The organism is Stenotrophomonas lacuserhaii (genome assembly GCF_039674585.1).
In the GTDB taxonomy this organism is placed as follows: Bacteria; Pseudomonadota; Gammaproteobacteria; order Xanthomonadales; family Xanthomonadaceae; genus Stenotrophomonas; species Stenotrophomonas pennii_A.
In genome coordinates this window covers 1-10,590 of record NZ_JBDJNU010000067.1, presented here as the reverse complement: position 1 = coordinate 10,590, position 10,590 = coordinate 1, and the positions used below count along the sequence as shown (strand labels likewise).

General features: G+C 65.1%; 11 protein-coding genes. 8 read left to right on the top strand and 3 right to left on the bottom strand.

Annotated features, from left to right (window positions below):
* Positions 1 to 251: 251 nt before the first annotated feature.
* From ABE522_RS16920 to ykgO, 3 genes are all read right to left on the bottom strand, one after another.
* Positions 252 to 1,295 (bottom strand): agmatine deiminase family protein, encoded by a 1,044-nt coding sequence (locus tag ABE522_RS16920; RefSeq protein ID WP_346592696.1) that lies wholly within the window; start codon positions 1,293 to 1,295, stop codon positions 252 to 254.
* A 42-nt stretch (positions 1,296 to 1,337) separates the two neighbouring features.
* Complete coding sequence (locus tag ABE522_RS16915) at positions 1,338 to 1,667, bottom strand: hypothetical protein (RefSeq protein ID WP_346592695.1); 330 nt, start codon at positions 1,665 to 1,667, stop codon at positions 1,338 to 1,340.
* Positions 1,668 to 1,796: 129 nt separating this feature from the next.
* Complete coding sequence (gene ykgO, locus ABE522_RS16910; protein WP_005409283.1) at positions 1,797 to 1,922, bottom strand: type B 50S ribosomal protein L36; 126 nt, start codon at positions 1,920 to 1,922, stop codon at positions 1,797 to 1,799.
* A gap of 209 nt (positions 1,923 to 2,131) precedes the next feature.
* On the opposite strand from ykgO, the gene cmk reads away from it, so the two are divergent.
* The 8 genes from cmk (at position 2,132) to galU (ending at position 10,431) form a co-directional block, all read left to right on the top strand.
* Positions 2,132 to 2,809, top strand: a complete 678-nt coding sequence (cmk, locus tag ABE522_RS16905) for a (d)CMP kinase (RefSeq protein ID WP_346592694.1) — start codon at positions 2,132 to 2,134, stop codon at positions 2,807 to 2,809.
* A gap of 212 nt (positions 2,810 to 3,021) precedes the next feature.
* Positions 3,022 to 4,704, top strand: coding sequence for a 30S ribosomal protein S1 (gene rpsA / locus ABE522_RS16900; protein ID WP_042615403.1), 1,683 nt, complete (start codon positions 3,022 to 3,024; stop codon positions 4,702 to 4,704).
* An 87-nt stretch (positions 4,705 to 4,791) separates the two neighbouring features.
* A complete protein-coding gene (locus tag ABE522_RS16895) occupies positions 4,792 to 5,097 on the top strand; it encodes an integration host factor subunit beta (protein ID WP_042615402.1) in 306 nt (101 codons plus the stop codon).
* Positions 5,098 to 5,172: 75 nt separating this feature from the next.
* Positions 5,173 to 5,454, top strand: a complete 282-nt coding sequence (locus ABE522_RS16890; protein WP_346592693.1) for a hypothetical protein — start codon at positions 5,173 to 5,175, stop codon at positions 5,452 to 5,454.
* A gap of 6 nt (positions 5,455 to 5,460) precedes the next feature.
* Positions 5,461 to 6,639, top strand: coding sequence for a lipopolysaccharide assembly protein LapB (gene lapB, locus ABE522_RS16885; RefSeq protein ID WP_346592692.1), 1,179 nt, complete (start codon positions 5,461 to 5,463; stop codon positions 6,637 to 6,639).
* A gap of 3 nt (positions 6,640 to 6,642) precedes the next feature.
* On the top strand, positions 6,643 to 7,623 hold the full coding sequence (locus ABE522_RS16880; protein WP_346592691.1) for an MraY family glycosyltransferase: 981 nt from the start codon (positions 6,643 to 6,645) through the stop codon (positions 7,621 to 7,623).
* Positions 7,624 to 7,638: 15 nt separating this feature from the next.
* Positions 7,639 to 9,543, top strand: a complete 1,905-nt coding sequence (locus tag ABE522_RS16875) for a polysaccharide biosynthesis protein (protein ID WP_346592690.1) — start codon at positions 7,639 to 7,641, stop codon at positions 9,541 to 9,543.
* Between the two features lie 3 nt (positions 9,544 to 9,546).
* Complete coding sequence (gene galU / locus ABE522_RS16870) at positions 9,547 to 10,431, top strand: UTP--glucose-1-phosphate uridylyltransferase GalU (protein WP_346592689.1); 885 nt, start codon at positions 9,547 to 9,549, stop codon at positions 10,429 to 10,431.
* Positions 10,432 to 10,590: the final 159 nt, after the last annotated feature.

Here is a 10,590-nt window from a genome sequence, read left to right as displayed (position 1 = left end):
GCGGATGGTAGGGGGAATGAGGGCTGACGGACTCCGCCGACCATGGGTCGGCGCTACCGTTTTTCCTTTTTCTTACGTGGCTGGCGGCCCACGGAACATGTCCGAGGGTCGGGAGGTGGGGCTGGGCGGGGGCGTTGAGCGCCATGGATGGCGCGAAACGAGGCCCGCAGGAGCGGCTCTTGCCGTCCCCCGACGAGCCCCACCACCCGACCCATCGCAGGATGCCGCTTCACCAGCCAGCCACGAAGGGCTCAGCCGTTTGCCGCCAGCAACCCCGCCGGCAGCTGCATCGTGATGCAATGCAGGCTCCCGTTCTGCCAGATCAGCGACCGGCACGGTACCTGCACGATCTCCCGGTCCGGGAACGCCGCCGCCAGCACATCGCGCGCCGCGTCGTCGGCCACGTCGCCGTAGGCCGGCATCAACACCGCGCCATTGACGATCAGGAAGTTCGCGTAGGACGCTGCCAGGCGACGCCCTTCGTCCAGTACCGGCTGCGGCCACGGCAGCGGGAACAGGCGGTACGGCTGGCCATCGGCGGTGCGCAGCGCGGCCAGTTCAGCGCCCATCGCCTGCAGCTCGGCGTGATGCGAATCCGACGCATCGTCGCAGGCCTGGTAGACGATGCTGTCGGCCGAAGCGAAGCGCGCCAGCGTGTCGATGTGCGCGTCGGTGTCGTCCCCTTCCAGGTAGCCGTGGTCCAGCCACAGCACGCGGTCCTGCTGCAGCCATTCCGCCAGGTCGGCGGACAGGCTGGCGCGGTCACGGTCCGGGTGACGCTCGTGCAGGCACTTCCAGGTGGTGAGCAGGGTGCCTTGGCCGTCGGTTTCAATGCCACCGCCTTCCAGTGCGAACGCAATGCTGCGCACCGGCGCGTCGTTGAACATGCGCGCGGCATCCAGCACGCCGACCAGCTGGTCGTCCAGGGTGGCGTCGAACTTGCCGCCCCAGCCGGTGAAGCGGAAATCCAGCAGCTGGAAGCCGCCGTCCCTGCGCTGCAGGGTGATCGGACCGGAATCGCGCAGCCAGGTGTCATCGTAGGCGGCAGTGACGAACAGCACGCGGTCCATGTCGATGCGGTTGGAGCGCAGCCGCATCTCGGCATAGGTCTCCACGTCATCGTCGGCCACGCAGATCAGCACCGGCTGGAAGCGGGTGATCGCCGCCACCAGGGCGATGTAGGTCTCTTCCACCTGGCCCAGGCGATCGGCCCAGTCGGTGTCGGCGGTCGGCCAGGCAATCAGGATGCCGCTCTGGGCTTCCCATTCGGCAGGAAAACGAAGGGTCTGGTTCATGGTCTCGCTTGGATGCGCCCGCGCAGGCGCGGGCCGGGTTCGTCAGCGGATCGGTGGCTTGGGACCGATCTCGTTGGGGGCCGCCTTGTTGGCCACCACGTCGATCACCTTCTGCCTTTCGAAGTAGACGGTGAACTGCGGGTAGACCCAGCGGTTGATGGTCGGCCACTGGCGCTTCTGGCCGCCGCGGGCATCGAGCTGTTCAGCGGGTGAGCCGAACTGGCTCTGCACCTGCTGCATGCTCTGTCCGCGCAGGGGCAGGGCGCCGGCCGGCTTGTCGGCGGCACGGTCGATCAGCAGGGTGTCGGCCAGCGCCGGGGTGGCGGCGGCCAGCATGGCCAGCACGGCCAGGGACATCAGGTAACGCTTCATCTCGAGCTACTCCCCAGTGGTCAAGAACGGCGATTACAGCACAAACAAAGCAGAAAGCCGCCCGGAGGCGGCTTTCTGCATCAAACCGGCCCCGCGAAGGAACCGTGGACGGCCGTCAGGCCGGCCGACTCAGCGCTGGCGCGCCTTGAAACGCGGGTTCGACTTGCAGATGACGAAGATCTTGCCACGGCGACGCACGACCTTGCAGTCACGGTGACGGGCCTTCGCCGACTTCAGGGAGGACAGGACTTTCATGGCATACCTCGGCGTACACGTTGAGTGTAAAAGTAAGTGTTCAGATGGAGCGCGGCCGCGATATGCCAGAGACAATACTGCGTTGACGCTCGTTCAAGCCCGCCATTCTACCGGGCTTTTCTCCATCGTTTCAAGTGGTTGCACAGAACAATCGTGGCAGGGGCCCTGGCTGGGGCTAGAATGGGGCCTTCACACCCGCTGGAAACCCCATGTCCGCACTCGTTCCCGTCCTCACCATCGACGGCCCTTCCGGGGCTGGCAAGGGTACCATCAGCCGCATCGTGGCCCGCCGGCTGGGCTGGCATTACCTCGATTCGGGTGCGCTGTACCGGGCCGTGGGCGTGGCGGCAAGCTGGGCCGACATCGATACCTCCGACGCCTCCGCGCTGGTGCGCTGCACCTTTGATACCAAGGTCCAGTTCGTGGAGCAGGGCGAGGCGATGCGGGTGCTGGTCAACGGCACAGACGCCACCGACGAGCTGCGGCTGGAGACCACCGGGGCGCTGGCGTCGGCCATTGCCGCCATTCCGGAGGTGCGCAGCGCACTGAAGGAGCGCCAGCGCGCATTCAGGTTGGCGCCGGGCCTGGTCGCCGACGGCCGCGACATGGGCACGGTCATCTTCGCCGACGCCCCATTCAAGGTTTTCCTGACGGCCAGCGCCGAGGAGCGCGCCGAGCGCCGGCATAAGCAGTTGAATGACAAAGGGGTTTCTGTTAACTTTGATGACCTCCTGCGCGAGATCATGGCCCGCGACGCCCGTGATGCACAGCGCACTGTGGCGCCCCTGAAGCCGGCAGACGATGCCGTCCTCATCGATACCACTGGTATCGGCATCGATGATGTCGTTGCACGAGTGATGGATCTGCTTCCGGTTCCGGGTGCCTGATCCGTTCGTACAGGAGTACCGCCAGCGTTCGTGGCGGTTGTCGCTGCCGCAAGGCGATCCGTACTGCAAGGTAGTAAATGCTCCGCCGCGCAATGATGCGTGGCGGTTTAACCACTTCACACACGGCCTGCTTTTCCGGGGTCGACCAACAGGCGGGCAGACGGACTCCTTGATGGACGCCGCTGACCCATGTGATCAACAGAGTAAATCTAATGACCGAATCTTTTGCCGAACTGTTTGAAGCCAGCCAGGCCAATCTGGCCAAGCTGAAGCCGGGCTCGATCGTCAGCGGTACCGTCGTGGAAGTCCGCGGCGATGTCGTGGTGATCAACGCCGGGCTGAAGTCCGAAGGCATCGTGCCGATCGAACAGTTCCGTAACGACGCTGGCGAGATCGATGTCGCCGAAGGCGATATCGTCAAGGTCGCCCTCGATTCCATCGAGAACGGCTTCGGTGAAACCGTCCTGTCGCGCGAGAAAGCCAAGCGCGCGATGGTGTGGGACGAGCTGGAAGAAGCGTTGGAAAAGAACGAAACCATCACCGGCCGCATCAGCGGCAAGGTCAAGGGTGGTTTCACCGTGGACATCAAGGATGTCCGCGCGTTCCTGCCGGGTTCCCTGGTCGATGTGCGCCCCGTGCGCGATCCGGCCTACCTGGAAGGCAAGGAGCTGGAATTCAAGCTCATCAAGCTGGACCGCAAGCGTAACAACGTCGTGGTTTCGCGCCGCGCTGTCGTCGAAAGCGAGCACTCGGAAGAGCGCGAGCAGCTGATGGACAAGCTGCAGGAAGGCGCGATCCTGAAGGGTGTCGTCAAGAACCTGACCGACTACGGCGCGTTCGTGGACCTGGGCGGTATCGACGGCCTGCTGCACATCACCGACATGGCCTGGAAGCGCGTGCGCCATCCGTCCGAAGTCGTGAACGTCGGCGACGAGCTGGACGTGCGCGTGCTGAAGTTCGACCGCGAGCGCAACCGCGTTTCGCTGGGCCTGAAGCAGCTGGGCGAAGATCCGTGGGATAACATCTCGCGTCGTTACCCGGCCAACAGCCGCGTGTTCGGCAAGGTCTCCAACGTGACCGATTACGGCGCGTTCGTCGAGATCGAGCCGGGCGTGGAAGGCCTGGTGCACGTGTCCGAAATGGATTGGACCAACAAGAACGTCAACCCGTCCAAGGTCGTGCAGGTCGGTGACGAAGTCGAAGTGATGGTGCTGGATTGTGACGAAGAGCGTCGCCGCATCTCGCTGGGCATGAAGCAGGTTGCCGCCAATCCGTGGGAAACCTTCGCTGCCACCCACAAGAAGGGTGACAAGGTGTCGGGCCAGATCAAGTCGATCACCGACTTCGGCATCTTCATCGGCCTGGACGGCGGCATCGACGGCCTGGTCCACCTGTCCGACATCAGCTGGGCGACCACTGGCGAAGACATCGTGCGCAACTTCAAGAAGGGCGACAACCTGGACGCCGTCGTCCTGGCCGTCGATCCGGAACGCGAGCGCATCAGCCTGGGCGTCAAGCAGCTGGAGCAGGACCCGTTCGGTCAGTTCATGGCCGTGAACCCGAAGGGTTCGAAGATCGAAGGTGTGGTCAAGGAAGTTGACGCCAAGGGCGCCATCATCGAACTGGCCGACGGCATCGAGGGCTATGTGGCTGCCCGCGATATCTCCGCCGACCGCGTCGACGATGCAACCCAGCACCTGAAGGTTGGCGACAAGATCGAAGCCAAGTTCGTGGGCATGGACCGCAAGGGCCGTACCCTGCAGCTGTCGATCAAGGCGAAGGACGATGCCGAAATGCGCGAAGTGCTGGAGGACTACCAGTCCGCCGCTTCGGGTGGCATGACCCAGCTCGGCGCGCTGCTGCGTGCACAGCTGGGCGGCAACAAGTCCGAGTAATCGGCCTTACGCTGTCGTAGTTTCCTGGACGGCCCGGACATTTGTCCGGGCCGTTTCAGGGTTGGAGCCCCCCAAGCAGAGCCTGCAATGACCAAATCCGAACTGATCGAAATCCTCGCGCGCCGGCAGGCGCACCTGAAGGCCGATGATGTCGATCTGGCGGTGAAGTCGTTGCTGGAAATGATGGGTGGTTCGTTGTCGGCCGGTGACCGGATCGAAATCCGTGGTTTCGGCAGTTTTTCCCTGCATTACCGCCCGCCGCGTCTGGGCCGCAACCCCAAGACCGGGGAGTCGGTCGCCCTGCCAGGCAAGCATGTACCGCATTTCAAGCCGGGCAAGGAGCTGCGCGAACGCGTCAGCGACGTGGTTCCGCAGGACGCTGATCCTGCCTGACGGCAGTGACGTTGCGCGTGCGATCCCCCCGCCGGGTCGGATAAGCTACAGACCGGGCATGACTGGAGCTGTCGCATGAAGGTTTTCCGTTTGCTGGTCCTGCTGGCCGTTCTGGTCCTTGGACTCATCATCGGGGCGGTCAACATGACCGAGATGTCGATCAATCTTGTATTTACCCAATTGCATACCTCGGTTGGCGTGGCGATGATCGCCGCATTGCTGGTCGGGGTCGTGGTCGGTGCCGGTCTGGTGCTGGTGAGCGTGGTCGTTCCGCTCTATGCCCAGCTGCGCCGCGCCAACAAGGCCGCCCTGGTGACCCCGGTGGCGACCTCCAATCCTCCTTCTGCAGGACGCTGATCACGCATGGAATTCGTTTCCCAGTATTTCTGGTTCTTCCTGTGCGTGCCGCTGGCCGCCGTGGCCGGCTGGGTGATCGGTCGTCGCGGCGGGCAGCGGCACGGGGACAATCAGGTCAGCCGCCTGTCCAGCACCTATTTCCGTGGCCTGAACTACCTGCTCAACGAGCAGCCGGACAAGGCGATCGAGCTGTTCCTGCACATCGCCGAGCTGGACAAGGAAACCTTCGAGACCCAGGTCGCGCTGGGCCATCTGTTCCGCCGTCGTGGCGAAGTCGACCGCGCCATCCGCCTGCACCAGGGGCTGGTCAACCGCACCGACCTGAGTGATGCCCAGCGCGTGCAGGCGCTGCTGGCGCTCGGCGAGGACTACATGAAGTCAGGCCTGCTGGACCGCGCCGAAACGGTGTTCAGCGAACTGGCGCAGATCGACCAGCGCGCCCCGCAGGCGCTCAAGCACCTGATCGGCATCTACCAGGCCGAGCGCGACTGGGAAAAGGCGATCGACAACGCCCTGCGCTTCGAAGAAGTGACCGGGGAGCCGATGGGCAAACTGGTGGGACAGTTCGAATGTGAACTGGCCGAACGCCACCGTGGCGCCGGCAACGTCGAGGAGGCGAGGGCGGCCATCGCGCGCGCCTACCAGGCCGATGCGATGTCGGTCCGTGCCGGCATCATCGAAGGCCGCCTGGAAACCGATGCGGGCAACGCCGAGGCCGCCGTGCGCGCCTTCGAACGCGCCGCGCGCAACGATCCGGAGTACCTGCCCGAAGTGCTGCAGCCGCTGATGCAGAACTACCGCAAGGTCGGTGACCTGGGCGGCGCCCGCAGCTTCCTGTCGGAAATGACCGAGCATTACCGCGGCATCGCCCCGGTGCTGGCACTGACCCGGCTGATGGAAGAGCAGGAAGGCATTTCGCCGGCCCGTGCCTATCTGGGCCGGCAGCTGAAGGATCGCCCGTCGGTACGGGGCGAGTCGGCGCTGATCGACCTTACTCTGGCCGAAGGCGCCGATCCCACCGCGACCCTGCATGACCTCAAGCACATCACCGACCAGCTGCTGGTGCGCAACCCGGCCTATCGCTGCACGCGTTGCGGCTTTGGCGCGCGCACCCATCATTGGCAATGCCCCAGCTGCAAGGAGTGGGGAACGGTCAAACCGCTGCTGAACTACGCGGTGCTGTAAGCGATGCGGGACATCCAATCGTGGATGGCGCTGCTGGGGCTGGCGCTGGTATCGGCCGTGCTGACCTGGCTGGCGCGCCGTTACGCGCTGCGGCGGCAGCTGCTGGACCACCCGGGCGAACGTCGCAGCCACCATGTTGCGACGCCGCGTGGGGGGGGCATTGCGATCGTGCTCACCGTGCTGGCCGGCACCGCCGCCGGCGCGTTCCTGTATCCGGCCGCCGCGCCCCAGCTGGCGGTGTTTGCCACCGGCCTGGTGATGGTGGCGGGAATCGGCTGGTGGGACGATCACCGCCCGTTGCCGGCCGTGCGTCGGCTGCTGGTACACATGCTGGCGTCGGCACTGCTGGCCGGCCTGGTCTGGCAGTCGACCGGCAATGCGCTGCAGGCCGTGCTGCTGTTCCTGGTGGCGACCGCGCTGGTGAACCTGTGGAACTTCATGGACGGCATCAACGGTATCGCCAGCGGCTATGCGCTGGTCGGCGCGCTGTGCCTGGCGGTGGTGATGCCGCTGCCGTTCGCGCTGATGGCCGTGGTGGTCGCTGCTGGCTGCCTGGGTTTCCTTCCATTCAACTACCCGCGCGCGCGCATCTTCATGGGCGACGTCGGCAGCGGGGCACTGGGCTACCTGATGGCGGCGCTGGCCGGCCTGGCAAGCGCGGTAACTGACATCCACTGGCTGGCTTTGTTGATACCGTTGTCAGCCTTCATCGTGGACGCAGGCTTCACGCTGTCATCCCGCATGCTCTCGGGGCAGCGCTGGATGGAACCCCATACGCAGCATGTCTACCAGCGCGCGGTGAAGGCGGGCTCCAGCCACACGCGTGTGACTGGCGTGTATATTCTGCTCGGCCTCGTCGGCGCGGCGGTACTGGTGCTCGCGGTTCGGCTGCCGCCGCTGCAACAGGCGGGCGTAGCAGTCGCCTGGGGCGCGTTGTTGGCCTGCCTGTGGGCTGTCATGCGTGTTCGCCTGCGCAATTTTTGAGGGTTTAACCTGGTCATGTCAGCTCGGTGGAATCGAATAATCGCGTTGGTGCCCCGCGCGGCCATCGTCGTCCATGACTTGTTCATGGTGTGGGCCTGCTGGCAGCTGCTGCATGCGGGCCGCTATTCCATCCTGCCCGATGCGCCTGCGTTGCCGCTCTGGAATGTCGACACCTCGCTGGTGCTGGGCATCCAGGCGCTGGTGTTCTGGCGTGTCGGGCTGTACCGCGGCCTGTGGCGGTTCGCCAGCGTTGCCGACCTGATCAACATCTTCAAGGCAAGTTTCATCGGCCTGGTGGCCATTGTCCTGACCCTGATGTGGAAGCGCTTCGATGGCGTGCCGATGTCGGTGCTGGTCATCTATCCCTTTGCATTGTCTGCGCTGCTGGGTGCCCCGCGGCTGCTGTACCGGGCCTGGAAGGATTACCAGTCGGTACAGTCCGACACCAGCGGCCGGCGGGTGCTGATCCTCGGTGCAGGCCAGGCGGCCGAGGCGCTGGTTCGTGACCTGCGCCGTTCAGGCGAGTTCGACCCGGTCGGCCTGCTTGACGACGCCCCGCACCTGCAAGGCGCCAAGTTGCAGGGCCTGCCGATCCTTGGGACGTTGGACGACGCCGCCGCCGTGGCCCGCGAGACGGCCGCCAAGCTGATCGTCATCGCCATTCCCTCCCTGGATGCGGTCGGCATGCAGCGCGTGGTCGGCCTGTGCGAAAGCACCGGCGTGCCGTTCCGCACCGTGCCCAAACTCACCGACATCCTGCAGGGGCAGTCACTGCCAGGCCAGTTGAAGGAAGTGGCGATCGAAGACCTGCTCGGCCGCAAGCCGATCCAGCCGGACTGGTCACTGATCCGCACCTGGCTGGGAGGCCGTACGGTGCTGGTCACCGGCGCCGGCGGTTCGATCGGTTCGGAGCTGTGCCGGCAGTGCGCCCGGCACGGGGCAGGGCGCATCGTCCTGCTGGAAATGAGCGAGTTGCTGCTGCTGACCATCGAAGCCGAGCTGCGCCGCAGCTTCCCGGATATCGAAGTGGAGGCGGTACTGGGCGACTGCGGTGACCCGGCGGTGATCCGCCACGCCCTGTCCCTGCACCGCATCGAAGCGGCCTTCCATGCCGCGGCCTACAAGCAGGTGCCGGTGCTGGAGCGCCAGCTGCGCGAGGCCGTGCGCAACAACATCCTGGCCACCGAGAACGTGGCCCGGGCCTGCATGGAGGCCAAGGTCGAACATTTCGTGTTCATCTCCACCGACAAGGCCGTCGATCCGGTCAACTCGCTGGGCGCCAGCAAGCGCTACGCGGAGATGATCTGCCAGAGCCTGGACCAGAAATCCACGCATACCCGTTTCGTGACCGTCCGCTTCGGCAACGTGCTGGCCTCGGCCGGCAGCGTGGTGCCGGTGTTCCGCGACCAGATCATGAAGGGCGGGCCGGTGACCGTGACCGACCCGGAAGTCACGCGTTACTTCATGACCATCCCGGAGGCCTGCCAGTTGATCCTGCAGGCGGCCGCATCGGCATCGCACGGCGCCATCTACACCCTGGACATGGGCGAGCCGGTGCCGATCCGGGTGCTGGCCGAACAGATGATCCGGCTTGCCGGCAAGCAGCCGTACAAGGACATCGCGATCATCTACACCGGGCTGCGTCCAGGCGAAAAGCTGCACGAGACGCTGTTCTATTCCGACGAGGATTATCGCCCCACCTCGCATCCCAAGGTGCTGGAAGCCGGCGTGAGGACGTTCTCGCGCGATCTGGTGCTGGGCAATGTCCCGAAGCTGCGCGACGCCATTGCCACTTACGATATCGAAGCGATCCAGGAGATTCTGTTCGCGACGATGCCGGAGTTCGACCCGCTTCAACAGGATGCTTACATCCCATCCGCTAACGTAGTGCCCTTCCCCGCGCGTGAGGCCAACAGGTAATCGATGAGCAAGCGAATCAGAAAGGCGGTTTTTCCAGTGGCAGGGCTAGGGACGCGCTTTTTGCCGGCAACCAAGACGGTTCCGAAGGAAATGCTGCCGATCATTGATCGCCCGCTTATCCAGTACGCGGTTGACGAAGCGATCGAAGCAGGTTGCGACACCCTGATCTTCATCACCAACCGCTACAAGCACGCCGTCGCCGACTATTTCGACAAGGCCTACGAGCTGGAACAGAAGCTCGAGCGTGCCGGCAAGACCGAACAGCTTGAACTGGTCCGCCACGTGCTGCCCAACGGCGTGCGCGCCGTGTTCGTGACCCAGGCCGAAGCCCTGGGCCTGGGCCATGCCGTGCTGTGTGCAAAGGAAATCATCGGCGACGAGCCGTTCGCGGTGCTGCTGCCGGATGACCTGATCTACAACCGCGGCGACGGCGCGCTGAAGCAGATGGCCGACCTGAATGCCGCGACCGGCGCCAGCGTCATCGCGGTGGAAGACGTGCCGCACGAGCAGACGGCCAGCTACGGCATCGTGGCGACCGAAACGTTCGACGGCAGCCATGGCCGGATCTCGGCGATCGTGGAAAAGCCCAAGCCGGAAGACGCGCCGAGCGACCTGGCCGTGGTTGGCCGCTATGTGCTGAGCCCGAAGATCTTCGAACTGCTGGAAGCGACCGGTACCGGTGCCGGCGGCGAGATCCAGCTGACCGACGCCATTGCCGAGCTGCTCAAGACCGAGCCGGTGGACGCGTATCGTTTTGAAGGCCGTCGTTTCGATTGCGGCACGCATCTGGGTCTGGTGGAAGCCACCATCCGGTTCGCGCTGAACAGCAAGAAGCTGGCCAAGCCGGCGCGGCAGAAGCTGCAGGAAATGCTTGCCGAAGAGGATTGATCCGGCGAACGGCTGGGCCCCTCGTGGCTGGCTCTGAAGCCGCTGCTGGGGGTGGGCCGGGGGGGGGGGGGGGGGGGGGGGGGGGCGGCGAGGGCGGCAAGACCGGGCGGGGGGGGGCCCCCACAGGGGCGCGAAGGCCCCCCCCCCCCCCCCCCCCCC

Excerpts from the sequence above, each read along its gene's own strand:
- ABE522_RS16920 (WP_346592696.1), bottom strand. The coding sequence starts at position 1,295 with ATGAACCAGACCCTTCGTTTTCCTGCCGAATGGGAAGCCCAGAGCGGC.
- ABE522_RS16915 (WP_346592695.1), bottom strand. The coding sequence starts at position 1,667 with ATGAAGCGTTACCTGATGTCCCTGGCCGTGCTGGCCATGCTGGCCGCC.
- ykgO (WP_005409283.1), bottom strand. The coding sequence starts at position 1,922 with ATGAAAGTCCTGTCCTCCCTGAAGTCGGCGAAGGCCCGTCACCGTGAC.
- cmk (WP_346592694.1), top strand. The coding sequence starts at position 2,132 with ATGTCCGCACTCGTTCCCGTCCTCACCATCGACGGCCCTTCCGGGGCT.
- rpsA (WP_042615403.1), top strand. The coding sequence starts at position 3,022 with ATGACCGAATCTTTTGCCGAACTGTTTGAAGCCAGCCAGGCCAATCTG.
- ABE522_RS16895 (WP_042615402.1), top strand. The coding sequence starts at position 4,792 with ATGACCAAATCCGAACTGATCGAAATCCTCGCGCGCCGGCAGGCGCAC.
- ABE522_RS16890 (WP_346592693.1), top strand. The coding sequence starts at position 5,173 with ATGAAGGTTTTCCGTTTGCTGGTCCTGCTGGCCGTTCTGGTCCTTGGA.
- lapB (WP_346592692.1), top strand. The coding sequence starts at position 5,461 with ATGGAATTCGTTTCCCAGTATTTCTGGTTCTTCCTGTGCGTGCCGCTG.
- ABE522_RS16880 (WP_346592691.1), top strand. The coding sequence starts at position 6,643 with ATGCGGGACATCCAATCGTGGATGGCGCTGCTGGGGCTGGCGCTGGTA.
- ABE522_RS16875 (WP_346592690.1), top strand. The coding sequence starts at position 7,639 with ATGTCAGCTCGGTGGAATCGAATAATCGCGTTGGTGCCCCGCGCGGCC.
- galU (WP_346592689.1), top strand. The coding sequence starts at position 9,547 with ATGAGCAAGCGAATCAGAAAGGCGGTTTTTCCAGTGGCAGGGCTAGGG.